Annotated in this window: 26 protein-coding genes and 1 pseudogene; 8 read left to right on the top strand and 19 right to left on the bottom strand. The window is 49.8% G+C overall.

Going from position 1 to position 23,650, the window contains the following annotated elements; all coding sequences use genetic code 11:
* Nucleotides 1-102: 102 nt before the first annotated feature.
* The 9 genes from ACOQH0_RS17330 to ACOQH0_RS17370 form a co-directional block, all read right to left on the bottom strand.
* Nucleotides 103-2,457, bottom strand: a complete 2,355-nt coding sequence (locus tag ACOQH0_RS17330; protein WP_421510883.1) for a replication endonuclease — start codon at nt 2,455-2,457, stop codon at nt 103-105.
* The gene (locus ACOQH0_RS17335) at nt 2,454-3,284 is read right to left on the bottom strand and encodes a hypothetical protein (protein WP_421510884.1); all 831 of its coding nucleotides are present in this window, start codon (nt 3,282-3,284) and stop codon (nt 2,454-2,456) included. The genes ACOQH0_RS17330 and ACOQH0_RS17335 overlap by 4 nt, the downstream gene beginning before the upstream one ends.
* Complete coding sequence (locus tag ACOQH0_RS17340) at nt 3,281-4,135, bottom strand: DNA adenine methylase (protein WP_126493298.1); 855 nt, start codon at nt 4,133-4,135, stop codon at nt 3,281-3,283. The genes ACOQH0_RS17335 and ACOQH0_RS17340 overlap by 4 nt, the downstream gene beginning before the upstream one ends.
* A complete protein-coding gene (locus ACOQH0_RS17345; protein ID WP_048987514.1) occupies nt 4,132-4,359 on the bottom strand; it encodes a TraR/DksA family transcriptional regulator in 228 nt (75 codons plus the stop codon). The genes ACOQH0_RS17340 and ACOQH0_RS17345 overlap by 4 nt, the downstream gene beginning before the upstream one ends.
* A complete protein-coding gene (locus tag ACOQH0_RS17350; RefSeq protein ID WP_241277385.1) occupies nt 4,359-4,565 on the bottom strand; it encodes a DUF2732 family protein in 207 nt (68 codons plus the stop codon). Before ACOQH0_RS17350 ends, ACOQH0_RS17345 begins: the two co-directional genes overlap by 1 nt.
* An 88-nt stretch (nt 4,566-4,653) precedes the next feature.
* Nucleotides 4,654-4,995, bottom strand: coding sequence for a DUF5347 family protein (locus ACOQH0_RS17355; protein ID WP_045325574.1), 342 nt, complete (start codon nt 4,993-4,995; stop codon nt 4,654-4,656).
* The gene (locus ACOQH0_RS17360) at nt 4,959-5,159 is read right to left on the bottom strand and encodes a phage filamentation protein Fil family protein (RefSeq protein ID WP_126493294.1); all 201 of its coding nucleotides are present in this window, start codon (nt 5,157-5,159) and stop codon (nt 4,959-4,961) included. Before ACOQH0_RS17360 ends, ACOQH0_RS17355 begins: the two co-directional genes overlap by 37 nt.
* A gap of 7 nt (nt 5,160-5,166) precedes the next feature.
* Nucleotides 5,167-5,676, bottom strand: a complete 510-nt coding sequence (locus tag ACOQH0_RS17365; protein WP_421510885.1) for a phage regulatory CII family protein — start codon at nt 5,674-5,676, stop codon at nt 5,167-5,169.
* Nucleotides 5,677-5,708: 32 nt separating this feature from the next.
* Complete coding sequence (locus ACOQH0_RS17370) at nt 5,709-5,951, bottom strand: Rha family transcriptional regulator (protein WP_057060132.1); 243 nt, start codon at nt 5,949-5,951, stop codon at nt 5,709-5,711.
* 119 nt (nt 5,952-6,070) lie between these two features.
* On the opposite strand from ACOQH0_RS17370, the gene ACOQH0_RS17375 reads away from it, so the two are divergent.
* The 3 genes from ACOQH0_RS17375 to ACOQH0_RS17385 are packed head-to-tail and all read left to right on the top strand — an operon-like array spanning nt 6,071 to nt 8,962.
* Complete coding sequence (locus tag ACOQH0_RS17375; protein WP_421510886.1) at nt 6,071-6,703, top strand: phage repressor protein CI; 633 nt, start codon at nt 6,071-6,073, stop codon at nt 6,701-6,703.
* Nucleotide 6,704: 1 nt separating this feature from the next.
* The gene (locus ACOQH0_RS17380) at nt 6,705-7,730 is read left to right on the top strand and encodes a site-specific integrase (protein WP_421510887.1); all 1,026 of its coding nucleotides are present in this window, start codon (nt 6,705-6,707) and stop codon (nt 7,728-7,730) included.
* Nucleotides 7,730-8,962 carry a hypothetical protein gene (locus ACOQH0_RS17385; RefSeq protein ID WP_421510888.1) on the top strand — a complete coding sequence of 411 codons (1,233 nt, stop codon included), beginning with the start codon at nt 7,730-7,732 and terminating at the stop codon, nt 8,960-8,962. Before ACOQH0_RS17380 ends, ACOQH0_RS17385 begins: the two co-directional genes overlap by 1 nt.
* Nucleotides 8,963-9,230: 268 nt before the next feature.
* Here ACOQH0_RS17385 and ACOQH0_RS17390 read toward each other — a convergent pair whose 3' ends face one another.
* Both ACOQH0_RS17390 and ACOQH0_RS17395 read right to left on the bottom strand, forming a co-directional pair.
* The gene (locus ACOQH0_RS17390) at nt 9,231-10,277 is read right to left on the bottom strand and encodes a bifunctional transcriptional activator/DNA repair enzyme AdaA (protein WP_089599037.1); all 1,047 of its coding nucleotides are present in this window, start codon (nt 10,275-10,277) and stop codon (nt 9,231-9,233) included.
* Complete coding sequence (locus tag ACOQH0_RS17395) at nt 10,261-11,037, bottom strand: isocitrate lyase/PEP mutase family protein (protein ID WP_421510889.1); 777 nt, start codon at nt 11,035-11,037, stop codon at nt 10,261-10,263. The genes ACOQH0_RS17390 and ACOQH0_RS17395 overlap by 17 nt, the downstream gene beginning before the upstream one ends.
* Before the next feature lie 155 nt (nt 11,038-11,192).
* Here ACOQH0_RS17395 and ACOQH0_RS17400 point away from each other — a divergent pair.
* Nucleotides 11,193-11,477: pseudogene (locus ACOQH0_RS17400) on the top strand (DUF7079 family protein); the annotation flags it as partial.
* Nucleotides 11,478-11,583: 106 nt separating this feature from the next.
* Here ACOQH0_RS17400 and ACOQH0_RS17405 read toward each other — a convergent pair.
* From ACOQH0_RS17405 to ACOQH0_RS17435, 7 genes are all read right to left on the bottom strand, one after another.
* The gene (locus ACOQH0_RS17405) at nt 11,584-12,594 is read right to left on the bottom strand and encodes a TauD/TfdA family dioxygenase (RefSeq protein ID WP_010434255.1); all 1,011 of its coding nucleotides are present in this window, start codon (nt 12,592-12,594) and stop codon (nt 11,584-11,586) included.
* An 87-nt stretch (nt 12,595-12,681) separates the two neighbouring features.
* Nucleotides 12,682-13,221: a 3-isopropylmalate dehydratase small subunit gene (locus ACOQH0_RS17410; protein ID WP_010434257.1), complete on the bottom strand. Its 540-nt coding sequence runs from the start codon at nt 13,219-13,221 to the stop codon at nt 12,682-12,684.
* Nucleotides 13,211-14,566, bottom strand: coding sequence for an aconitase/3-isopropylmalate dehydratase large subunit family protein (locus ACOQH0_RS17415; RefSeq protein ID WP_325828029.1), 1,356 nt, complete (start codon nt 14,564-14,566; stop codon nt 13,211-13,213). Before ACOQH0_RS17415 ends, ACOQH0_RS17410 begins: the two co-directional genes overlap by 11 nt.
* A 108-nt stretch (nt 14,567-14,674) precedes the next feature.
* Complete coding sequence (locus tag ACOQH0_RS17420) at nt 14,675-15,901, bottom strand: MFS transporter (RefSeq protein WP_421510890.1); 1,227 nt, start codon at nt 15,899-15,901, stop codon at nt 14,675-14,677.
* Complete coding sequence (locus tag ACOQH0_RS17425; RefSeq protein ID WP_042713381.1) at nt 15,898-16,503, bottom strand: L-threonylcarbamoyladenylate synthase; 606 nt, start codon at nt 16,501-16,503, stop codon at nt 15,898-15,900. Before ACOQH0_RS17425 ends, ACOQH0_RS17420 begins: the two co-directional genes overlap by 4 nt.
* A 12-nt stretch (nt 16,504-16,515) precedes the next feature.
* Nucleotides 16,516-17,742 (bottom strand): HlyD family secretion protein, encoded by a 1,227-nt coding sequence (locus tag ACOQH0_RS17430; RefSeq protein ID WP_010434263.1) that lies wholly within the window; start codon nt 17,740-17,742, stop codon nt 16,516-16,518.
* 10 nt (nt 17,743-17,752) lie between these two features.
* Nucleotides 17,753-18,229 carry a YbhB/YbcL family Raf kinase inhibitor-like protein gene (locus ACOQH0_RS17435; RefSeq protein ID WP_010434264.1) on the bottom strand — a complete coding sequence of 159 codons (477 nt, stop codon included), beginning with the start codon at nt 18,227-18,229 and terminating at the stop codon, nt 17,753-17,755.
* Between the two features lie 234 nt (nt 18,230-18,463).
* Here ACOQH0_RS17435 and ACOQH0_RS17440 point away from each other — a divergent pair, with 234 nt between their 5' ends.
* Nucleotides 18,464-19,243 carry an L-threonylcarbamoyladenylate synthase gene (locus ACOQH0_RS17440; protein ID WP_029485171.1) on the top strand — a complete coding sequence of 260 codons (780 nt, stop codon included), beginning with the start codon at nt 18,464-18,466 and terminating at the stop codon, nt 19,241-19,243.
* A 39-nt stretch (nt 19,244-19,282) separates the two neighbouring features.
* The gene (locus ACOQH0_RS17445; protein WP_421510891.1) at nt 19,283-19,876 is read left to right on the top strand and encodes an L-threonylcarbamoyladenylate synthase; all 594 of its coding nucleotides are present in this window, start codon (nt 19,283-19,285) and stop codon (nt 19,874-19,876) included.
* Here ACOQH0_RS17445 and ACOQH0_RS17450 read toward each other — a convergent pair.
* Nucleotides 19,860-20,774 carry a LysR family transcriptional regulator gene (locus tag ACOQH0_RS17450; protein WP_218308460.1) on the bottom strand — a complete coding sequence of 305 codons (915 nt, stop codon included), beginning with the start codon at nt 20,772-20,774 and terminating at the stop codon, nt 19,860-19,862. The two genes, ACOQH0_RS17445 and ACOQH0_RS17450, sit on opposite strands and share 17 nt — an antisense overlap.
* Before the next feature lie 340 nt (nt 20,775-21,114).
* Between ACOQH0_RS17450 and ACOQH0_RS17455 the strand changes: the two genes are divergently transcribed.
* Together ACOQH0_RS17455 and ACOQH0_RS17460 are read left to right on the top strand one after the other, a co-directional pair.
* Nucleotides 21,115-22,521 carry an MFS transporter gene (locus tag ACOQH0_RS17455; RefSeq protein WP_421512367.1) on the top strand — a complete coding sequence of 469 codons (1,407 nt, stop codon included), beginning with the start codon at nt 21,115-21,117 and terminating at the stop codon, nt 22,519-22,521.
* A gap of 184 nt (nt 22,522-22,705) precedes the next feature.
* Entirely contained in the window at nt 22,706-23,062 is a 357-nt protein-coding gene (locus ACOQH0_RS17460) for a hypothetical protein (RefSeq protein ID WP_421510892.1), read from the top strand.
* The last annotated feature ends 588 nt before the right edge of the window (nt 23,063-23,650 follow it).

Genomic DNA, 23,650 nt, shown 5'->3' on the forward strand with positions numbered 1-23,650 from the left:
TTTATATATACAGTATAATATCAATTTCTAAATGTAAAATGCTTTTTGAACTTCAGTAAGAAAGCTCAGGTAAGGGCCATAAAATGAAATATTTTCGGGATGTTAGTAACACTTTCGCCATTTATCATCCTCACGCAGTCGCCCGTTCTGATAGAAGATGCGCAACCCGCCACCTGACGGAAGGCTGCCGCCGCGTAGGAGTAAATTCACTTCATACTCACTGCCATCGAACCCTCTGGAGTGCAGTTCATACTCCAGCTGCACGCGTTGCTGCTCAGAAATATCCTGCTTGTAAGCCTTCTTCCGTTGCGGTTTTACCAGCCTGAGCCGGGCAACCAACTCCCGCCTCTCCTTTTTTCCCATTCCATGCAGGTAATCCTGCAGCGCCTTTTCTTCCATGGAAGTAATATCCGGTACTTCACCCCCTGTCTGGTTCAAATTTTCAACAGGGGGACAGTTATTGCCACGAGTCCAAGGGGCGCAAGCGCCCTGGTCGGCTGTCGCCTCCTGAAGGTCAACGGCTTTACGAACCATTTTCCACTTCACTGCATGAGTGCAGATCCGGCCCTCAATGATCGGGGACCAGATGCCATAAATACGAACACCGTGATCGCCGTAGGTGCTCGGTTCGTCGTTAAGCTCATAGGCAGTTCTGACAAGGTGATGTTTACGGGGAACCAGGACGCCGCCCTGTTTCATGATGTAGGTGGCAAAACAACCAGCATCCGCTGCGGCCAATACAGCATCCAGACGCGGGTTTTCCAGTACCGGCGCGCCTGCCTTCTTGTCACCCTGCGCCCTAGCAGCCTGACCGGCCAGCAGGCGCAGCTCACGGTATGCCTGGCGGCCAGGAATACCAAAGAAGCGGAATTGCTGTACACGGTGCAGCGAAGCCCAGGCGTTTACATTCTCAGCGTTATCGCGCAGCGATCTGCCCGTTTCTTTACTGATTTCCTGCGCCAGTCCGTGCCCGTCAATGTTTTTACTGATGTATTTGGCGATATAGCTGGTCGGTGTCCCCTTGCGCGGGTTAATAAGCTCAGACTTGAATCGCGGCCCGGTATTGGTGCCCAGCTCCTCCCGGTCCTCACGAATGGCGAATTTACGCAGCAGCGCGGTGATGGATTTTCGGTCCTTTTTGCGCATGAAGCAAAGCAGGTGCCAGTGCACGGTGCCGTCATGGTGTGGCTCAGCAACGCGAACGCCATACCAGCGCAGCCCGGCTTTGTGCAAAGCCTTACGGAAGGCGGCAAACATATTCACCAGGTAATCGCTGCTCTGGCGGACCGTGGCACTGCTCCATTTCGGGTTCGGCCTGCCGTTATTGAGCGTTGCGTGAAAGCGTGACGGGCAGGTGATGGTATAGAACACGGCGCATTCACCACGCATTTCTGCGATCAGCTCCAGCCCCTTAACGCAGGCCATCATTTCGTTGCGCCGGTGCGCCGGATTGCTGCTGCTGGCGTTTACCACTTCTTCCATATCCAGCGTGTCACCTTCGGCGTTAACCAACTCATGCGAGCGGAAAAACTCCAGTGATTTGCGATGCTGTTCGCGTTTGTGGATCACAGCTTCATAGCTGACATACGGGGACGCTTTTTTGTTAACCAGGCAGACAGCGCGCAACTGTTCTTCCCGCCATTCACACCGCATTTGCCACAGCTTGCGATACCACCAGTCCGCGCAAAGCATACGGGCAAGCGAGCCCGGAATAAGCTCGTATGGAACCGGCTTACGGCGGTGCTTTTTACGGCGTAGCTGCTCGAAAGCAGGCGGGATAACATCAAGGCGCATAGCCTCAGCGGCCACCCTTTCCCATGACCGGCGGATCTCTTCCGGCGTAACGTTTTCATCCATAAACAGCTCACCGCAGGCAGCATCCAGACACATACTCATGTGTGCCGCCACCAGGGTTGACAACCGCTTAACCTGCTCCTGATTCATTTCGGGCAGGACCAGCAAGCCCCCCAGCCCGTCGTGGCTCGCCATAAAACGGAATGACGTAGAAATCTGGCTGGTACGCACGCGCTCGAGGCGTTCCAGGCACGGCCTGATGGTTTCACGCAGATAGCGGGAATGTGCCTTCGGTTTGCCCAGGCCCTCGAAATATTTAATCCGTTCAAGAAGCGGCTTACTGATATGCGCCGGCTGGGCGCTCACGTCAGCAACGATGACCAGATCGGGATTGAATTGCTGCTGTTCGCGGGCCATTTTGGCGCGGCTTAGCAGCTGGTCCTGCTCCATTTCCCGCTGAACAGGATCACGGGATTCATTGAAGAAATAGCGATCCCAGACCTCATTACTCAGGGCTTCGCGGCGCAGCTGTTCCTGCTCGTTATCCGCAGCATAGAGAGTAATCAGGTTTGAAAGCACGGATGAAGTGGCACGCTTATCTGTATCCAGATAAGGGTTAACCGCTTTCTTTTCAGCATTCCAGGAATAGCGGTAATTGCTCATGCGATCTCCAGTTCAAGCTGGAAAGGCTGCAACCCTTTTGAGGACCATTCAGAGATAGAGGGCGGCCGCACTGCCTCGATAGCGCCTTTAAGAATGGCGCAACGGTTTTTCAAAATTACGGCTTTGAGCTCTTTTTCGCTAAGACCGCGTGAATACTCAGCCTCTCGGATAGCCCTGGTTAGTTCAGGATATTTAGAGTTGAATTTAGGAACATTGCAGGCCAGATTCGTGCTGTCAGCGGTGGCGAGTGGATAATTACCCATCACACGCCCATCCAGCATACGCAGGCCATAAACTCTGGTTTGAAAGGTATATTTGCAGTAAATAGTTTCGAAAGCCTCCTGCATACGACGATGCCAGCGCTCTGTCCTGATAACCGCATATTCTCCAGATGACCCAAAACAAACCCGGGGCCATTCGCGGCAAAGCTCAACCAGACGATCTATAGATTCGTGCAGGTGCCAGACAGGAGCCGCCTTATCCCGAAACATGCGAGGAACCTGACGAATCAGTGCATCGTTATCACTTTCTCCCCCCTCCACAACGTCAGGGATCACGAAAAAAGCCACTTTAGGATGGTGGTAATAGCCAAGCAGCCACTCATAGAATTCGCACCAGTTAATAACCAGGCTCCGCATCCATGCTGAAAATGCTCCGTTATCAATACCCACTGCGGCGGCAAAATTGAGAGATGCTGCAATCTGGTCCGGGCGCACATATGAAACGAAAGCACCGGCTCCGCTCACCGCAATGCGATGAACATCACCGGCACTCCCCCAAACAGGCGTCCCGTGAAAATGATGGGCCCCGAGCTGCGCCCCTTTCACGCAGGCACCTTCCATACAACAGAGCAATCAGGGCCACCTGGATCGACGCTTACGCACATCTTTGGTTTAAGCACCGCAATGAGCTCGTCAGCTTTTTTCCCTTCGCCCGCGGCAACGCCAATGCTGCGTTTTGTGCTGATGCGGTGAAGGGTGAATTTTCGATAAAACGAACGAATCAGGCGGGTGTCGCTATTTGACACGACGATCGGGTGCCCCTCTGATGACCGGCGCACCAGAATAGATGCCAACTCATACTGGTCATCATCAGAGAACCCGGCAGTGTGATAACCGCTAAAAGTACCGTCATAAGGGGGATCGCAGTAAACAACATCACCCGCCGTCAGCATTGCCAGCGTTTCGTCATAGCTGGCGCAGATGAATGTTGCACGCACTGCCTTTTCAGCAAAGGTCAGGATTTCTGCATGAGGGAAATATGGATTTTTATAATTACCGTAGGGAACATTAAATTTCCCGCGTTGGTTATAACGACACAACCCACGATAACAATGGCGATTTAAATACAGGAATAATGCGGCACGCTCCAGCGTGGTCAGGGATGTATCTTCGTTAAAACGCAGACGATTTTCATAATACTTTTCAGCACTGTTATCCTCGCTGAATAATACCCATGCAACCTGTATTAATTCCTCAGGATGGTAGGCCGCTTTCTTATACAAATTAATAAGGTCAGCGTTAATATCCGCGACAAGATAATGAGGATAGTCTGTTGCCATCATCACAGCGCAGGAACCTGCGAAAGGTTCAACCAGTCGAGGGCCATCAGGGAGGTGCTTTTTGAGTTCGGACATGATGGCGGTTTTGTTTCCCGCCCATTTCAGGATAGTGCTCATACAACACCTCCGTTGTAGTGCTTGCCTTTAAGCTCTGCGATTTCCTGACAGGTCACACAGCATTGCACGCCCGGAATAGCGCGGCGGCGAGCTGGAGGGATCGGCGCATCGCATTCGATGCAAAGCACACGGGAAACGCCCGGCGCTCTGTTGCGGGCAGTGTGGATGTGGCGCTGGCGTTCTTCTTCAACGCGCTGTTGTACGAGGTCCATAGAGTCAGCCATTAGTGCAGCTCCTGAGATTCGTTTTCGTAGCGGGTTGCTTCGCAGCGCAGTAGTTCAGCCGCTTCAACACCGTTTAACCCTTTGTTGGTGATGTGGGTTGCCAGTGCCTCAAGGCGGATTGAAACTGCGAGCGCGCGGCCTTTGCGCTCCTCACGTTTGGCAATATCGATCACCGTCATAAGCGAATCGGTTTCGGCTACAAACATTTTTCGTAATTCTTTCTGCATTGTTCTCTCTCCTGAATTTGGGCAAAAGAATGCCCGGCGGGTTTACGCCATTAATTTCTGTTGTGGGTTAATTCGGCATGGTTAGCCGTTTGGGAAATAAGCTCACCACTGCACGAAAATGGTTCATTGCTTTAACCAATTCCCGCTTTTCGTCAGTAGTCAGATCACTAATATTGACGCCGTGACGTTCTGCCGGAATTTTTGCCATAAAGAATATGGCTGCCAGTGCGCGCTCATTTTGCTTATGGTTTATATCGCGACGGTCACGCATATCTTTAATGAACCTTTCAAGCTCTGGCTCAATATTCAGACCAAACACACTCGCCCTTAATTCAGCTATACGGTTCAGACCTTCAAGCCGTTGACCCGGGCTTAGTGGAACAGTCGCAGAAGTGCCTTCAATAGCCATGGTTTCACCTGTTTGGTAGTGGTCAGCCCTGCCAGTAGTTCTTCTTGAGAGCGGGACGGGTGCCAGCGCTTGCCATCTTTCCCGATAATCCAGCCATGGCCGCAGTGCATACCCTGGCTTTGTTTAACCAAAAGTGATGCGAATGAGGGTTCTTTATTAAGCATGAGCACCTCATATCAGACCAAAAGACGCGCTGAGGCCCGTCACTGTATCAACAGCACTTGCCATTGCCGGGTTGTACTGAAGGCGCGCGTGTAGGGAAACAGCTGTAAGTGCCATCAAACGAGTAACAGAATTGATGCTTTCTATAACCTGGCGGCGTTCCGTTGTTGTCTGGTGTTCGCCAGAAACAGCGCTTGCTGCAACGCGACCGATCTCTGCTGTAGCATTCAGAACGTAATGAGGCATTTTCTCGCTGGCTACTTCGTTCAGCGGCACACATGGCAGGCAATGGATTTGAGCCAGAAACCCATCAACCAGCGTGGAGTCCTCAGTGATATCAGTCAGCATCCAAATTTCCGGCGCCGTTAGTTGATGTGGTTGCTCCGGGTTCAGTTTGTTGCGCAGCGTCTGGACATTCATGCCTGCACGGTCGGCCAGCTTCGCTATATTGTGACGCAGTGCGAAAGCGCGGCAGGCTTCATCAAAGTGCGGATGTTTGGAAATCTTATAATCAAACATGTGAGCCTCTTCGAAAGTTCTCATAATTGAACTTACTGACCAACAACAACGCGGAAGTTGGAATGACCAAGGGACTCACGAACCTGATCGGTTTTGTACATCAGATAGCGCAGACTAACGCGCCCCTTGTTTTTATCCTTCTTCACCATGTATTTAGCGAGCTGCCCATGATGAATTTTCTGGTAAACAGAACCGCGGGAGATACCTTCCCATTCCGCGAACTCTGCAGGTGTCGCCATCTCTTTTGGTACACGAATTGAAATATCGGTGCTCATAGTGCAGTATCTCTCAGTTAAGGTTTGGTTTATGTCGTTTTATCTTGTTTTATGCGATTCAATACTTGAACAATTGAGATACTACGATCCAATATTTGATACGTCAATAGGATTAAGAAATGATACAGGTGAAAGCTGGCGAGAATACAGGGGGTAGAGAGGCTATCCATAGGTTAATGGCTGCCTATGATTTTAAGTCCAGGCAGCAGCTATGCGATCACCTAGGCGCATCTAAAAGCACTATGGCTAACAGATACTTAAGAGACAGTTTCCCTGCAGAATGGGTAATCCAATGTGCTCTTGAAACGGGCGTTTCTTTACTCTGGCTTACCACAGGTCAAGGTGAACCCGGAACAAAAATTGATGATAAAAAAAGTATCAATTTCGTGAACTCTGGCAAGGTAAAACCTCTTTCTGAACTTGTATCGCCTGAGATCGACAAGGTTAATCTCATGGGAGGTTCGCTGGTTGAAGCCGGGAAGGCCATCATTGATAGCAGCCTGCTTCCATCTGACTCACGCGAGCTGCTTCTAGTAAATACCGCTGGCGATTCATATTTAGTTGACCGTACCCAGGCACCACCAGTGAATGGGATGTGGTTGGTCGATATCGACGGGATAAAAAGCATTGTTAAGTTAACTCGTCTTCCGGGAAACAGATTAGTTGTGCATCAAGATGACTCTTCGTTTGAATGCAGCCTAGATGATATCGAGGTAGTTGGCCGCGTATTGAAAATCATTAAGAGTCTTTGATATGACGATCAGAAAGCAGCCGAATGGAAAATGGTTGTGCGAGTGCTACCCTAACGGACGTGACGGCAAGCGCGTGCGTAAGCAATTTACAACGAAAGGCGAGGCTGTAGCATTCGAGAACTTCACCATGGAAGAAGTGAACAAAAAGCCATGGCTGGGTGAAAAGGAAGATCGGCGGCGTTTGTCTGAACTGATTGACCAATGGCATTCCCTCTACGGCCAGACGCTTGCAGACCCCAAACGCCTGATGGCGAAACTGAACATTATCTGCAATGGGCTAGGCGATCCTGTCGCTTCAGAGTTAACCGCCGGTGACTTTACGAAATATCGTGAAGCACGATTAAAAGGGGAAGTGCGTAACGAAGACGGCGCGCTATTGTCGCCTGTTAAGCCCCGTACGGTAAATCTTGAGCAGCGCAACCTATCATCTGTTTTTGGCACATTAAAAAAGTTGGGCCACTGGTCACCGCCTAACCCACTCTCCGGACTACCAACATTCAAAATCGCTGAGGGGGAACTGGCGTTCCTAGCTTCGGACGAAATTAAACGCTTGCTGAATGCCTGCGCTGATTCTCAAAGCCCTAGCCTATTGATGATCGCAAAGATATGCCTTGCCACCGGTGCGCGATGGAGTGAAGCCGAAAACCTTCAGGGCCATCAGTTATCAAAATATCGGATTACTTATACCAAAACGAAAGGCAAGAAAAACCGTACTGTACCGATATCTCAGGATCTGTATGACGAACTTCCTAAGAACAGAGGGAAGTTATTCACACCTTGCAGAAAAGCCTTTGAGCGCGCAGTAAAACGAGCCGGGATTGTTCTTCCCGAGGGGCAGTGTACCCACGTCCTGAGACATACATTCGCCAGCCACTTTATGATGAATGGTGGAAACATACTCATCCTTAAAGAAATCCTAGGCCATGCCGATATCAAAATGACAATGATTTACGCACATTTCGCACCAGAACACCTTGAAGATGCTGTTACTAAAAACCCATTAACTATGTTGCCAAGAGATGAATAATGGATATGACGCCAAGGCCTGATATGGAAGCGTTTTTTTTGTTGCAAAAACTAGACGCAAAATTACTGCCACCTTTCAAAGTAAAAGACAATATTATTGATGATTTTACAAATTTATGTGATGTATATTATCAATTTTTAGAGGATTTTATAAATAGTGAAAAGAGCGCGCTAAGCTTTAAGCTATCTAGACGATTAAATAAAGTTGGTAATATTTCCCTTGGGTTATGCAATACCATGCAATATTTTCTCATGGGAGATATAAAGAAAGCTTATGATACTTTCGATAAGATTTTTCAAGATAAATCAACACAAAGATACATTCATCAAATATGTATACCATTAACTGATATATCTAATGGCAAAAAACCGCTCTTCAGAGTTAGGAAATCAGACAAACCATTGTCAAGAAGAGAGGATATGTTCCATATACCATTTAAATTAAGACATCTAGTTAGTGCGCAACGATACTCCGTGGCGGGGTTACCATGTTTATATCTTGGAACATCTTTATATATTTGCTGGCAAGAAATGAATAAACCGGATTTTGATAAATTATACATTTCATCATTCGAGTCCAATGATAATGAAGCTAAGGTACTAAATTTTGCTCCTGAAGTGCTTTTCTACAAAATAGACCTATCTTCATATGATAACAAACGAATTAGTTCAATCCCTGATATCGACACCCTTTTAGCTTACCTAACCTTATATCCATTATTCATTGCATGTAGCTACGTAAAAAGTGAGCAAGATGCCTCATTTACTCAAGAATACATTATACCAAATTTATTAATGCAATGGATTAGTACCAGAAACAGATCAAATATTGTAGGCATTGCATATCGCTCAACAAAGATCGTAAAAACAAATCACAATAGCAAAGCCATTAATGTTGTTCTTCCACCTAAAACGACATATAAGCAAATTACCCAGAATGATTTTTGCCCAAGTTTATCTTCTATGTTCAAGTTAACGCTCCCCGTTTCTTGGCAGGTTTTAAAAACTCTAGATTATAATCTTGGAAGAACATCTTCAAAGGAGAAAGATGAAGCTGAAATGTTACTCAAAAAAAAGGAATTACTCTTTGGGATCAAAAACTTTGATGAGGATTTACTTAATTTTTATCCTTTGACGGATTTTTTTAAGTTAGAGAGTTCGATTGACGGTCTACTTGAGTATGGAAAATTATCTAACAAACCTATTGGCGGCGAATTGGCGGCAAAAGACTAAAAACATATAAAACGTACACATACCATATAACACCAACACCTTGTTTTAAAAGATAAATAATTGTTTTTACCACAATTAAAATGGTATGTAGAAATTTCGGACGCGGGTTCAACTCCCGCCAGCACCAAAATTCTCCATCGGTGATTACCAGAGTCATCCGATGAAGTCCTGAAAGCCCGCATGGCGCAAGCCCTGCGGGCTTTTTTGTGCCCTCAATTTGTCCCGCGAAGTCCATAAGTTTTCCCGATCATACTGGAGCATCACACCATTAAACATTATTTCTCTCATGCTCAATGAGCCATTCTTTTCGAGAAATACCGCCGCCATAACCTGTCATCGCGCCATCTTTTCCAATTATCCTGTGACAGGGGATCACAATCGCAATCCGGTTTGCACCATTAGCAGCAGCGACGGCGCGCACAGCATTTGGCTTATTCATCCGTAGTGAAATGGCCTGATAGTGTGAGGTCTGTCCATAGGGAACTGCCCGCAGCTCGCGCCAGACGGATTGTTGAAAATCACTCCCTGGGGCATCTACTGAGAGATCAAACTGTCGGCGCGTTCCGGCAAAATACTCGCTGATTTCCTTTACTGTCTGCCGGGTATGGCTGTTTTCTCCGGTGACGATTTTGGCGTTAAATAAACGCTGAATATCGCGAAATTCTGTTTCTAACATCCGGCGATCGGTAAACTCCAGTAGACAAACTCCCCGCTCTGTCGCACAGACAAACATCGGCCCAAGCGTCGTGGTAAAACGGTGAATGACAATCACCTGGGTTGCCTGAGTCGGCGCTGCACCAGTAAGTCGCTTGTAGGTATAACCAAACCCGCTCAGGGATTCATAGCCGTTGTCCAGCGCAACGTCAGTCGCCGTTCGTCCGCTTTTCAGCTCCTGCAGGGCAACGTTCACCCGCTGCATTCGTTGGAAAGCCTGAAAAGTGATGCCGTGATGTTGCAGGAACCAGCGTCTTACCCGCTCCGGACTGATTCCATGCTGGCGAAGCTCCGCGTCTGCAACACGGGATTTAATATCGCGCCTGACAAGCTCAAGCGCCTGTTCAACAAATAATGGCGCGCTGTGCGCATTCTCAGCGGGTCTGCAGACCTTACAGGGTCGAAAACCGGCCGCAAGGGCAGATTTGGCATCTTTATAAAATTCGACATTTTCACGTTTGGGCTTTCGCGCCCTACATACCGAAATGCAGAACACGCCAGTGGTTTTGACGCCGACAAAAAACACGCCAGTATATTCTGAAGCACGTTCCAGTAATGCCTGATACCAGATATCACATAAATTCTTATCGGTTATTTTCATCACCAAAAAGTCCTTCAAACGTCTGACGAGATCGGATCGTAAGCATGATATCAGTCAGCGTTGACTGCATGGCCGAATGCACAAAATTACCCATGGAAATGCGGCTTACTCCGGCCATCTTCAGCCTGTCGAACGACGGAAGCTCAGGCATACACATGACATTAAGAGGAAGACTCGTTGCCTCTGCAATGAGGTTGATGTGTTTCTCTGACGTCAGACAGGGAACAAAAAGGCCGTCAGCACCTGCAGCTTTATAGCTTTGACCCCGTAATATCGTCTCCCGCAACGCATCTACATGCCCGAGCAGGTAAGTGTCAGTCCGGATGTTCAGAAACAGGCTATGATTTTCGCTTCTTAGCGCATCGCTTACTGCTTTCAGATTGCGGGAAAACACAGAGGCATCGTCAATCTGACGCACCCCGTTTATGACTCTGCTGTCTTCGAGGTTAACGCCTGCTACGCCTGTCTGAGCAAGGCGCCTGAGATTAGCTGTTATCTCTTCGGCTGAATCACCATACCCTGCTTCCATGTCAATGCTCAATGGCAGTTTGCTGACAGCCTGGATACGGGTGACCATATAAAATAACGCATCAAATGGCATTCCCTGCCCGTCTTCATATCCCAGTGTGGACGCGATTGCTGCGCTGGACGTTCCCAATGCCTGATAACCTGCTTCTTGCGCTGCGACAGCACTGGCGGCATCCCAGACATTAGCGATAAGAAGCGGCTCATGCCGGTTGTGGAGTTCTGCAAAGTTCATATCCATATCCTCTCGATAGATTGAAAATGAATCTAAGCAGTCAGCAAGAACGTCACAACCGAAATTCAGACGACCATTTTTTTAGCAAACGTCGTCTGAACCCGGGGCGAACCAGACCGAAACCTTTAGGGTCGGGTTTAGGCTTTCAGCATGGCAAAGTACTGATGAAATCCCGATTAAACCGAGAAGAGATCTTCAGAATTGTGGATGAGGAAGTGGCCCCTGCTCTACAGGCTAATCTGCTTTACAACCCAACGCCGGTGATGGACGGTTGGTCAGAGGAAGACATCAAACGGCTTGTCACAGCGTATTTGAAAAGAAAGCCGACAATTATCGAGCGCATCATTCCGGCCCGGGTACTGTTAAAACAACGGCGTAAACACATCAGCAAGGAACTTAACAGGCTATCCGCTGAGTTGGATAAAGGTGTAATAAGTTAGAAAGCGAGATGATAACTAAAGGATGTTAATAGCACAGGTCTTCTCGCACAGACAAAAAAACCGCACACCTCAGGCATGCGGTATTTATATACCCGTCAGGTCAACCTTACTCGGCGACCACAAACCCCGGCAGCTCGGCATCGAAGTAGTTGTGATACATATTCATCACCTCAGGGTTGCGGAAGCTGTAGGTTTTCAGCAGCCAGCGTTTTTCCGCGGAATAAGGATCTCGCACCTGGATGATTTCCCGGTTATGCAAAGAGTCCTGATTGGCGAAAGAGAACAGGTCACCTTTGTTAATCGCGACGCGGCCTTTTGCCGCTTTGGTGATCGACACCTTAAGGTCAATCAATGCTTTGATCGCCTCTGCTGGTGCGTCCGGAGAATAAGTCGTTCGTGTGTCGTAGTAGCGGAAAGTATGAATATTTTCCAGGATCGGATGCAGTTCAGAATCAATCTGGCTGGCGTTCGAATCGCGAGAGTATTCATCAAAAGGGGTAATAAAAAGCGGCTTTCGTAACCACTCCTGGGATTCAGCTTTCAGGTTATCCAGAATCGCTTTACCGTCCAGGTAGCCGGTAAAAATCAGGTTTTCTTCGCTGCAACGCATGCCTAATAAGCTGAGAAAATCAGCGCGCACGGGGTGAGCGGTACGATCGTTGTGGTAGTAAAGTTCGCCGTCCGTTTTTTGCGTTTGTGTGTTGCTGTATTTTTTGTCGGCATAAACATCATGGAAAAAATCACCGTTGTTGCGCGTGCGGTAGGCCAGTAACGGGGAGTCGGTGAGCTGAGCGAACAACTCCAGCAGCGCCTCTCCAACAAAGGTCAGCTTTTTGGCGTACTTATCGTTAACGGGATTGGTCTGATCAAATTCAGGAATGATGGTGTCGAGTGGAACGTTTTTTAATAAATGCGCGTTAATCCCCTGATCCTTGCGTTCTTGCCTGACGCGCTCGCAGGCCTGTACAAAAAAAGTAGGAACCAAACCATTTTCAATGAGTTCGGTGATGGACTGCTTGAAAAGTTTGTAGTCCGTATAAGGGCTGATGGTGACGCGGCTGATAAGTTTTGATAGCTCATCTTTTTGAAGATCGTTAAACTCTAGCTGGGTGATCATAGTTTGATTGCCTTATGTACGCTCAAAACAGACGCTGCACCCTGAGAAAGTAAGGCGTCTTGTTTTGAGTCTTATGGTTGTAATGGATTAAATCTTTCCTGTTTGCCTTGCGTAAGCGAACAAGCCACCCGCGGCGACAATGTTCGCAAGTTCCCCTACCGGAGCGGTTTTCAGAATCCCATCAGCAGTAGCGATCTGATGAGCGTCTAAATCGATTTCAATGGTATCCCCCGTTTTCAGCGCACGGATATCGCAGCCTTCATTCAGCGTGACGGGCATGATTTGCCCCGTGGATACACAGTTGCGGAAAAAAATACGGGCGAATGACTGCGCGACAACGGCCTTCACGCCAGATGCTCCCAGTGCCACTACCGCATGCTCGCGCGAAGAGCCACAGCCAAAATTTTTCCCGGCCACAATAAAGTCATAACCGGCACGCTGAGTCTGCGGATTGATAAACGGCAGCGCCCCTTCCGGCAGCCCGCACATGGCAAGCGTTGCCAGCTCCTCACGCCCCTCGGCAGAGGCCGGGTTAATTTTCAAATATTCTGCCGTTAATATCTGGTCGGTATCGATATTGTCGCCTAACACATAAACCGTACCGCGCATTACGTTATTAATAGTCATTAGTTAAGTACCGCTCTGGATTAGTAATAAAACCGGACACTGCTGCGGCAGCCACAGCATAAGGTGAGGCCAGATAAATCATCGCGCCCTTATTTCCCATTCGTCCCACAAAATTACGGTTGGTGGTTGAAATCACGCTTATCGGATCCCTGACTCTGCCAAAGGTATCCGCGGGTCCGCCGCAGCAGGCCGCGCAGCCGGGTTCAGACGATAATTTGACGCCAGCACGGGTCAGAATTTCGTATACGGAACGGCCCTTCACCTGGGTGGTGATCAGATTATGAAATACCTCTTTGGTTGCAGGGACGGCATAGGTTGGAATGGTCACCTTGCGCTGCCAGAGTATTTCTGCAGCAGCAATAAAATCATCCGTTTTACCGCCCGTGCAGGAGCCAATATAGGCTTGTGAAATAGCAATGTTTTCCAGCTGCGCTACCGCCACCACATTATCCGGCGAGTGTGGCCGTGCAATAACGCTGGTTAATCCCGAGACGTCAATATCAATCGTGCGAACGTATTGAGCATCTTCATCAGGCGTCATCACGGTATACGGGATGCGGGTTCTGGTCGCCAGATAATCCAGCGTGGCCTGATTTGGCACCATAATGCCGTTTTTAGCCCCGCACTCCACGACCATATTGCACATCGTCATCCGCTCTTCGACCGATAATTCGTCGATGACGTTTCCGGTAAATTCGATGGCATTATAGGTCGCCCCTTCCACACCCAGTTCTTTCATCAACACCAGAATTAAATCTTTCGCCTGGACGCTTTTCGCTTTCTTTCCGTAGTAATTCACTTTTATGGTGGCGGGAACCATCAGCGGGATCTCCCCCGTACCCAGGGCATACGCCCCGTCAGTGATCCCCACGCCAATGGCGAAAGTGCCAAAGGCGCCAGCGGTCACAGTGTGAGAATCGGTCCCCAACAGCACCTCTCCCGGCCGGGTATGTCCCCCTTCCGCCAGACCGATATGGCACACACCTTTATAGTCTGGGGTACCCACATCATAAAAATGCGTAATATTTTGCGCGTTTGCGAATTCCCGCATCACCCGAATATTTTGATTCGCCTGTGGGTCTGCGGAATAAACAAAGTGGTCAGGGATCATAATAAAACGATCCGGGTCCCAGACTTTTGCTTCTTCACCAAACTCTTTTTTAAATACGCTGGCGACGCCAGGCGTGCAGGGGTCGTGTGACATCAATACATCAACATTCACGAAAAGAACTTCACCCGGTGAAACATGCGTTCTGTTACTGGATTTGGCGATAATTTTTTCGGTTAACGTCATCCCCTGATTGATATTTACCGACGCATAATCATCAGTCTCGTGAATATTCATTTTTTTCTCCTCATTATCTGATGAGGAAATTACACCGTACAGAGGAGGGTCTTTCAACGGGAATCCGTTATTAGTCAGGTTAGTTTCATTTTGCGTGTGAATTGTTCCTCAGGTGGAACTGTGGTCCCCGCAGCACAGATTCTTTAAGTAAAGAAGAGCAGATATGCATACCACCGAAATATAGATCAGACAGAAGATCAGCATCAGCGTGGTAAAGTCCCTGCTCACCAGCAGCCACGCCCCGACGGCCAGTAAAAATGCATTGGCCAGCCCGAAATCACGCTCCATGCGTGCAAACACGCGCATGCGTTCATCCGGGGTATTGGCAGAGAGATCGAGGTTAGCAAGCGTGACGGGCCGAATCGTCCCTGAGCCAAACCCCAGCAGCACCAGCGCCAGCAGCCCGGAGATAAAATAGTCCATGCCTTTCGCTGCAAGCCATTCATTGCTGGCAAAAAGGCCCAGCGCCGCCGTCATGAAAAGGCTGGTCGTCGCCAGCAACGCCGTTACCCCAAACCGGGCGATGAAAGGTCCGGCTATTTTGATTGCCCCCCAGGACGAGAGCGTGAAGCAGCTCAGCACGGCGCCAAAAAGCAGAGGGTCGACGTTCACCATAATAAAGTAGAACGGAATAAAGCCGATGAAAGGCGCCAGCGTAAACGCTCTTGAGATGGAATAGAACAGCATCCAGAAGAGCTGATCCCCTCTGGGCGAAAAAGAGACCCGCTCAACAGGCCGCGCAGGTTCATGCTCTGACTCCTGCACGCGAATCAGCAATACGCATCCGGAGGAGATAACGCTCACCAGAATGGCGGCGATAAACGGCCACTGGGGATTATAGTCAAACAGAATGCTCCCCAGCGAGCCTGCCACCAGCGTGGCAATAAACATCCCGCTTTGCGACGTGGTCTGGATCTGCATAAACCGGTGCTGATCGCCTGCGGTGAGCTGGCGCAGCAGGGCCGCATCCGTGGTTAGCGCGATGGTAAACCCCGCGCCGCCAAGCAGCTGCGACGCCACCAGCAGAGTAAGATTGACCTCACTTTGCCGGGTACTCCACAGCATCAGCGCCATTCCCAGCGCCTTCAACAGTTCGCCTGCAATCACCGTCTGTCTGGGAGACGAGAAGCGCAGCAGCCAGCCGGGTATGCCGCTGCTGAAAGTACTGGTTAATCCATACAGCGCCAGCAGGAAGATAATCCGGTACATCCCCATATCTATCGTCCAGAAATAGAGTAACAGGACGGGAAGATGGAAATAGCAACGGGAAATAATACGGTAGGCCAGGAACAGGCCATGGTTGCCAGATCCGGGATGTAACCGGCGCGTCGTCATGACGACAGCATCGCCATAATGTCCATATCTCCCGCACGAAGGATGTTAATCTCCTCCTCCAGCAGCGAGACGATGGTGCTCGAGACCGTTGTCACAGGGCGCTGGGCTGCGGGCAGAATATAACCCACACGGTCGCCAAACGTCTGGCGGGCGGCATCAATGTCAATCAGGCAGTCAGACTCCACACCGGAGAGATTGGCTGAACTCATCCCCAGCGGGCGGCCAAACAGCGCAATGACCTCTCGCAACACGCTCTGATGGTTGCACACCAGAGAAACAGATTCAGGCTTCAGATACGGGTTCTGCGGTACTTTATCCGATGCCGGAACCACCACATTCAGCGCGCCGGGCATGGCACCAATCAGCTTGTCGAGCGCAGCGCGGTGCTGAAGCTTATCAACAGCGATGTACTCCCACGCCTGTGCCGGTTCCGCGACAAAAAGCGTCAGCGGTTTCTGTCGTTCGCGTTTTTTGAGATCGTAAATTTTCTGGCAGGCGTCAATATTCCACGGGTCTGCCGCCAGGGCGTAATTGGTATCCGTGGGAACCAGAACCACCTCACCGCGCTTGAGGGCGGCGACCGTATTGTGTATATGCTGCATCTCTTTTCCTGTTTAAATGTTGACGGTTACGCTACGGCCCGCGAGACAGAAACTGGCGGGATCCGGCACGTCTTTCCAGTCGATATCGATATGTGCAGTCAGGACTTTCACGGGCAACTGGCGCCGCGCGATTTCAGGTGGGGGCTGAACGTCCCTTTCCCCTACCGCCACACGTCCACTCCCCGCGCGGAGGGTTCTTATTGTTCCTTTCCAGCGCATGGCTGACGAGGTGCTCAGGCGAACCGTGACGGCCATCCCCGGACGCAGACGATCGGCATCAGACTCATCAAAAAACGCCTCAACCCAGCGGGTGCGGCAATCCAGAATGCGCACAATCGGCGAGCCGTTCTGAACGCTTGCGCCATTCTCCTCGGTGACGTCCCAGATCACGCCGTCCGTGCTGCTGCTGAGCGTCGCCTGCTGACGAGAGTGAAGGAGCGCGGCAACTTCCTGAATGCTTTGCGTCGTCGCCTGCCTGCGGGCAATTAGCTGCAGCCTCTCCTGCTGCATATTCTCGATCGTGAGCGACATATCGCGCTGATTTTGCTGTGGCGCATCCAGCGTTCTTGGCCCTGTCAGCTGAAGGCCGGATTTTGCGGCATTCACGTCCAGTAAACGCTGACGCAGCTCGGCCGCTTTCGCCTCCTGGCTGGCCTGTAGCACCTGCGTGTTGTTCTTACGCTCTTCATACTCCATGCGGCTGATAAAACGCTGCTGGTAGAGGTTTTTATAGCGCTGAAGCTGCTGTCGGGAGAATGCGGTCTGCGCCGTAATCGCGCTCAGCTCCTCCTTCAGTTGCACAAACGTGGCAGCCGATTGTTTCTCACCTAACTGCTGCTGCATCCTGCTCTCGGCGAGGTATTGCTGTCGCTGCTGCTGATAAACCTGCAGTCGCTGATCGATCCCCGAAATGTGCTTGTCGAGCTCAGCAAGCTGGATCTCCAGCGCGCTGCGCTGGGCCACCAGGCCAGGGATCTGATCGTTTGCCTGTGTGGTCACCACATTGCCCAGGGACTGTCGGGCCTGGACCGCCTGGCCCGGCGCGATGTTCTTCGCCAGCACGAGCTGTCCCGGCAGCGGGGAGAGCACCGTGGATATCCGGCCATTGATAAAGGCCTCCTTGCTGGAGACCCCCATTCCCGCGAAAAACAGCAGAACAATGGCCGCCAGCACGCCACCCGCCACGCCCCATTTGAGGAGGCTATGCCGGGCGAAAACCGCTCTGATTCGGTTAATCACACACGCCTCATTAACGCTTATACAGCGTGACGATGCTGGCTTTCTCAAGGGTATGCATGTTGATGAGGAAACGTATCACCGCGTTGGGCAGATCCGGCGTCACGCCCAGATCATCACAGCTCAGGGCGTGCAGGGTGAAGATGTAGCGGTGCGGAATATCGCCTTCAGGCGGGCAGCAACCGCCGTAGCCAGGCGCGCCAAAATCTGATTGTGCATGTGTGATGTCGGGTGTGTTCGCCGGGTTTCCCGCTCCCGCCGCAAGTGCGGTCAGGCTGGCAGGAATGTTATAGGCCACCCAGTGCCAGAAACCGCTGCCCGTTGGCGCATCAGGATCGTAAGCGGTGACGGCAAAACTTTTGGTCCCCTGCGGGACATGTTCCCAGGACAAGGCGGGAGAGACATTATCGCCATTTCCGCCAAAATTATGATATTCGTTCGCTTTAGTAAGAAAACCATAGTCGTATAAACCTGCAATAGATAATTTCATAGCGTTAACCTCTGCTTGATTGTTGGCATTTACCGGTGGGTTGTTCTATTGGTAACCGATTGAAAGCAAAACCGGTAACAGAATTCGCCAACCCGGCGAATTGCCCAGGAATAACGCGATATTGTTCCAACACTGAAACAATGCGGTGAAAATTTCTCTGCCGATTGCGAAGCCTCTTATTACACGACATCCTTGGCCTAAATTTATGACACCAGTGTGGTGCAGGGAGAATGAATGATGAATAAGAAAGTCGCGTGGAATGGTCAGGTTCAGCCGGAAGCGATTAACGTATTATCGGCGGAAGGCGGAATGATTGTTTGCCCTACGAAAGTGGGTTATATCATTATGACCTCGGATAAAGAGGGGCTTGAGAGAAAATTCGAAGCGAAACAGCGAAACCGTAATAAACCCGGCGTGGTATTGTGCGGCAGTATGGAACAGCTGAAATCGCTGGCGGAAATGAACCCGGAAATTGAGGCATTTTATCAGGCACACTGGGATGCAGACGTATTACTGGGCTGTATTTTGCCGTGGCGAGAAGATGCCATCGCCAGATTGCCTGATAACGGCCTGAAAGATCTGATGATGGACGGCAGAAAAACCAGCTGCTTCGTGATTAAATTTGGCAAACCCGGTGAAATGATTGCCAAAGAGCTGTGGGAAAAACATCAAAAATTCTCTTTTGCCAGCTCGGCGAATCCGTCAGGCAAAGGCAACCGCGGTATGGTGGAGTTCATTGGGGAACGCATCGAAGCGCGTGCAGACGTAATTATTTGCGCCAACGAGTACGTTAAATCTATTCAGCCTGATGAAACCCAGGAGAGTCGCTATGAACAAGGCGTCATGGTGTCAATGGTAGACAGTGAAGGGAAACTGGTTCCTGAACAGGGTAGTGCCCGAAAAGTGACCCCTTGCCCGGTATTAATTCGCAAAGGTCTCGACGTCAATAAAATTATTAACTTCATGTCAGCCCAGTTTAATACCTGGGACTATCGCCACGGCGATTATTATTAATATTTCGGGTTTAACCACGTCATAGGGATGTCGATAATTATGTCATTTATAGACAAGGCCATTACCGTATTGCGTAATAGCGGGATCATACTGATCCCTACCGATACCCATTTTGCACTGGCGGCCGATCCTGACAGCCCGGACGCCATGGAAAAATTGACGCTGTTAAAAAGATCGCCCGGTACGAGAGAGATGACGTTTTGCTTCTGCGAACTGGCTGATATATGGGAATGGGTGGATGTCAGCCCGTGGCAAAGAAGCAAAATTGAAATGCTCAGCCGGGCCTGCTGGCCCGGCACCCTGAAAATCAGCCTGCGAAAGAAACAGCTAGCCGGTTTTCTTCCCGGCGCAGGCGATATTCTTCCGGTCGTCTGCGTGAAAAACAGTCAGATGCGAACCATCATCAGCCGGTTAGGCAGGCCTTTGGCGGTCATCCCGGCAGGATATCCGCAGGCTGAGGGCGATCTTGTGAGTTTTACGCTCGCCCGGGAAGACATGGGAGACCGCGTCGATCTGGTCGTCCCGTCCAACTGCAAAAATCCCAGCCGTACCGCCACCACGCATATCTCTTTGCTGGATGACAACGTCTCGATCCTTCGTCATGGTGAGCTGGATATCAGTAGCCTGCTTTGACCTCAGCTCCGGTGATAAGCTGCTGAAGTTCGTCGCTAAAACGCTTAATGCCTGACGTCATCGTATTTTTATTTTTTGACAGCAGCCAGACTTTATATTCATCCATCTGCCAGCCGGGTAAAAGCCGGACCAGTTTTCCGGTGGCGAGACTTTCTCGCGCAATGTAATTGGGCAAGTAGGCAATGCCCAGACCGGAAAGTGCCATGCTGATCAGCGCCACGCTGTTATTACTCCTGAAGCGGCTATGGACGTCAATATTGACCTTCTGTTTCTCTTTTCTGAACGGCAGCGAAACCGTACGAGCCACACCACGGAACAGGATGTAGTTATGGGCGGGGAGATCGCTCGGGGTCTGGACAGGACGCATCCGGGAGATAAAGTCAGGGGTGGCATACAGCCCCCACTGGATGGAGCATAAAAATTTGGTATGCTCATGCGTTGGCGTGTCCTGAGCCACGATGATGGACAGATCGTACGGGCTCTCTTTGATATCCACCGCTTTATCGGATAAATCGAGATCGACGTTGGCCATAATATTTCGTTCTAAGTAAGCATTTAAAGCTGGCACAACATACTCTTTTCCGAACGTCACCGGGGCCAGTATTTTTATTGTCCCCGCCGGCTCCTCATAATAATCACGTATAAACCGTTCTGCAGAACGCAGCTCATTCAATATTTTGAAACAGTGCTGATAGTAGCTCAACCCCAGCTCCGTAATCTCTATTTTCCGGGTGGTACGCTTAAGCAGCATTGCACCAATACGTTTTTCCAGCGTTGAAATATCCCGGCTAACTGACGACTTCGACATTCCCAAAGAGAGTGCGGCCTCGGTGAAGCTCAGGGTTTCGACGACACGCGCGAAAACCACCATCGGAATTAAATTCTCGATTTTTTCCATTCTACAATCTGCACCCGATCAGCAAACGTCACCCGACAATTAGTCGCAAAAGTCCTTACTAGCGTCAAGTGAAAAATTTCCAGCGTGCCGCTCTTTGTGCGTTTTTTATTAACGCAAAGAGGGCGTGTTGATATTTTTTCTCATCGACGCAAGGATATATTTTCGTCGAAAAATGAGAGAAGCCGGCAGGTGAATATCCACGCACTAAAAGAAAAATATCTGGTTTTTTATGCTTTATTTATTGCTTCTGAATACGAATTAAATATTTAAATCCGCTAATTTCCCACTAGCATAACGACTCAGGGTGAATGTTACTAGAGGGTTAACAGTGAGTGAATGCATAGTTTCAGAAACACAGTGGGGGGCACAAAACCCCATCCGCGAGGACGATCTTGCGGCAAGGATCGATGCCTTACCGGCTTCCGCCGGGCTTTGGCGATTCATCGCCTTGCTGTCTCTTGGCGGTTTTTTTGAGCTTTACGATCTGTTTCAAACTGGTTATATCAGCGCCGGGCTCATTGCTGATGGGATCTTTCATACCGGGCAGCAGGGTGTGTTCGGTATGGCCGACCAGGCCGCATTTGCTTCCGCGACCTTTCTGGGGCTCTTTATCGGTGCCAGCCTGCTGAGCCCCTATGCTGACCGCATTGGCCGACGCGCGACCTTTATGTATGCCCTGCTCTGGTACGGGCTGTTTTCCCTCGTCATGGCGTTTCAGCATCAGGCGGAATGGGTGATCTTTTTCCGTTTTATGGTGGGGATCGGGCTCGGCGTTGAACTGGTGACCATTGATACCTATCTGACAGAGTGGGTACCCGCTCACCTTCGCACCCGCGCATTTGCTTTCGCCTTTTTCATTCAGTTTCTCTCCGTTCCTGCCGTGGCGCTGATGTCGTGGTGGCTGGTCCCGCAGACGTGGTTTGGCCTGAGCGGATGGCGGTTCGTGGTGATTGCCGGCGCGCTGGCGTCCATCGTCATCTGGCTTGTACGTAAGGGGCTGCCGGAATCGGCACGCTGGCTGCTGCAGCAAAAGCGCTATCTGGAGGTGAGAAACGTCATGCATGAGATGGAAAAACGCTGCGGTGCCGACGAGCAGGCTGATTTCCCTCTCCGTGCCGGGCAGCACAGCGACCAGCCTTCCATCAAGGGCAGATTTAAAGACATCTGGTCCCCGCGCTACCGTGGCCGGGTTGTCATGCTGGTGGTGATGAATATCTTTCAGGCGATCGGCTTTTTTGGCTTCGGAAACTGGCTCCCTGCCCTGCTGTCCGGCAACGGGACATCGGTCACGCACAGCCTGCTGTATGCCTTTTTCATCACGCTGGCCTATCCTCTCGGCGCGCTCATCTGTAGCCGCTATGCCGATCGGATGGAAAATAAATGGCAAATCGTCTTGTCCTGTCTGACCACGGTCATCTTTGGTTCGCTGTTCGCGCTTCAAAGCAACCCGCTGCTGTTGATTGCCTGCGGCTTCTTTATTACCTGGTCCAATGCCTGGCTGACCTACAGCTACCACTCCTATCAGTCTGAGATTTTCCCCACCCGTATTCGGGCTCGCGCGGTCGGCTTTTGTTATTCCTTTAGCCGTTTATCCACCGTATTCAGCAGTATAATTATCGGTCTTATCTTGCAATATAGCGGCTCGACGGCGGTTATTGCCTTCATTGTAATAAGTATGCTGATTGTGATGCTGACCATTGGTATTTTTGGCCCCAACACGCGCGGTATCGATTTGGAAAATATTTAATCACCGTGACTAATAAAATGCCGTCTCACGCCAGGTGAGCGGCATCCATGATTATTTCTGCTGCCCCGGAAATAATAGCCCCGTCATGGCATCTCCCTTTTTACAGTTTTTTCCTAAAGCCGCTTCGCTTCGTCTGTGACATGCTGAATCACGCTCATAACCGATAACGTTAAATGAGGATATTATGAAAAAAACAATTATCGCATTATCTGCCATTCTGCTGGCTTCCCCCGTTTTTGCTGCGACCACACATGCAACTGACGACACTGTCGCCGCGGCGAAAGCAAACGCCAACGACGCGAAGCAAAAACTGCACGAAGAGCAGAACAAAGGTGAAGAACTGAAGCTGAAAAACGAGCATGCCGCAGAAGGTAAAAGCGAAAGCTTTGGCAGCAAGGTCAGCGAAGACTCCCAGAAAGTCTGGCATAAAACCAAAGAAGGCACCGAAAAGGGGTGGGATGCCACCAAAGAAGGTGCTGAGAAAGGCTGGAATAAAACCAAACAGGGTGCCAGTGAGTTAGAAAAGAAAGTCACTGAGTAATCCCCAAAGAGGCCGCGTTAGCGGCCTTTTTTTTTGTCTCTCCGAACAAAGACGCAAGATACCCGCGTGGCGTGCAGAAAAAGATCGGTGTTGCTATCAACCGAATGTATTTGCCCTTCTCTCAACGACGTTTAGCGCTCTCTAATTAGCAGAAATTTGTCTGCGCATCAGAATATATTTTATTACTTAAAAAACATAATATATCTTACATCAAAAATGTTACCCTAACTTAAACACGAATTAAGTAACCATAAATAATATAATTTAAAATAAAGGGTAACTTTCTTTCTGCCGCATTAATTTACTTCTTAAGAAACGTTCAAAAAGATGTCAGGCCTTAATAAAAAACCTTCAAAAACAGAGCGTTAATTATTTGCATCGATAATTAACATCAATATATTAATGCCAACTTCACAATATCCACCTGTATTTACAGCAGCTTAATTTGCATATCGAGACTTTTCTGACTATATCATTTTCATACCGTTTCGGATTAATTCCTCTATTAATTACAGGGTTATCTAGAGCACAAAAAAAAGAATACGCAATATTTTCCATCAAATAAATAGATTCGCTCTGATGTTGCCA

Source organism: Enterobacter sp. JS8-1 (assembly GCF_049187015.1).
Classification (GTDB): Bacteria; Pseudomonadota; Gammaproteobacteria; order Enterobacterales; family Enterobacteriaceae; genus Enterobacter; species Enterobacter mori.

Coding starts and splice junctions, on each gene's coding strand:
- ACOQH0_RS17435 (WP_010434264.1), bottom strand. CDS start 18,229: ATGAAATTATCTATTGCAGGTTTATACGACTATGGTTTTCTTACTAAA.
- ACOQH0_RS17380 (WP_421510887.1), top strand. CDS start 6,705: ATGACGATCAGAAAGCAGCCGAATGGAAAATGGTTGTGCGAGTGCTAC.
- ACOQH0_RS17360 (WP_126493294.1), bottom strand. CDS start 5,159: ATGCTTAATAAAGAACCCTCATTCGCATCACTTTTGGTTAAACAAAGC.
- ACOQH0_RS17450 (WP_218308460.1), bottom strand. CDS start 20,774: ATGGAAAAAATCGAGAATTTAATTCCGATGGTGGTTTTCGCGCGTGTC.
- ACOQH0_RS17365 (WP_421510885.1), bottom strand. CDS start 5,676: ATGTTTGATTATAAGATTTCCAAACATCCGCACTTTGATGAAGCCTGC.
- ACOQH0_RS17355 (WP_045325574.1), bottom strand. CDS start 4,995: ATGGCTATTGAAGGCACTTCTGCGACTGTTCCACTAAGCCCGGGTCAA.
- ACOQH0_RS17405 (WP_010434255.1), bottom strand. CDS start 12,594: ATGATCACCCAGCTAGAGTTTAACGATCTTCAAAAAGATGAGCTATCA.
- ACOQH0_RS17390 (WP_089599037.1), bottom strand. CDS start 10,277: ATGAAAATAACCGATAAGAATTTATGTGATATCTGGTATCAGGCATTA.
- ACOQH0_RS17445 (WP_421510891.1), top strand. CDS start 19,283: ATGTCATTTATAGACAAGGCCATTACCGTATTGCGTAATAGCGGGATC.
- ACOQH0_RS17340 (WP_126493298.1), bottom strand. CDS start 4,135: ATGAGCACTATCCTGAAATGGGCGGGAAACAAAACCGCCATCATGTCC.
- ACOQH0_RS17440 (WP_029485171.1), top strand. CDS start 18,464: ATGATGAATAAGAAAGTCGCGTGGAATGGTCAGGTTCAGCCGGAAGCG.
- ACOQH0_RS17345 (WP_048987514.1), bottom strand. CDS start 4,359: ATGGCTGACTCTATGGACCTCGTACAACAGCGCGTTGAAGAAGAACGC.
- ACOQH0_RS17420 (WP_421510890.1), bottom strand. CDS start 15,901: ATGACGACGCGCCGGTTACATCCCGGATCTGGCAACCATGGCCTGTTC.
- ACOQH0_RS17375 (WP_421510886.1), top strand. CDS start 6,071: ATGATACAGGTGAAAGCTGGCGAGAATACAGGGGGTAGAGAGGCTATC.
- ACOQH0_RS17425 (WP_042713381.1), bottom strand. CDS start 16,503: ATGCAGCATATACACAATACGGTCGCCGCCCTCAAGCGCGGTGAGGTG.
- ACOQH0_RS17385 (WP_421510888.1), top strand. CDS start 7,730: ATGGATATGACGCCAAGGCCTGATATGGAAGCGTTTTTTTTGTTGCAA.
- ACOQH0_RS17350 (WP_241277385.1), bottom strand. CDS start 4,565: ATGTTTGTAGCCGAAACCGATTCGCTTATGACGGTGATCGATATTGCC.
- ACOQH0_RS17370 (WP_057060132.1), bottom strand. CDS start 5,951: ATGAGCACCGATATTTCAATTCGTGTACCAAAAGAGATGGCGACACCT.
- ACOQH0_RS17410 (WP_010434257.1), bottom strand. CDS start 13,221: ATGACTATTAATAACGTAATGCGCGGTACGGTTTATGTGTTAGGCGAC.
- ACOQH0_RS17460 (WP_421510892.1), top strand. CDS start 22,706: ATGAAAAAAACAATTATCGCATTATCTGCCATTCTGCTGGCTTCCCCC.
- ACOQH0_RS17330 (WP_421510883.1), bottom strand. CDS start 2,457: ATGAGCAATTACCGCTATTCCTGGAATGCTGAAAAGAAAGCGGTTAAC.
- ACOQH0_RS17395 (WP_421510889.1), bottom strand. CDS start 11,037: ATGAACTTTGCAGAACTCCACAACCGGCATGAGCCGCTTCTTATCGCT.
- ACOQH0_RS17415 (WP_325828029.1), bottom strand. CDS start 14,566: ATGAATATTCACGAGACTGATGATTATGCGTCGGTAAATATCAATCAG.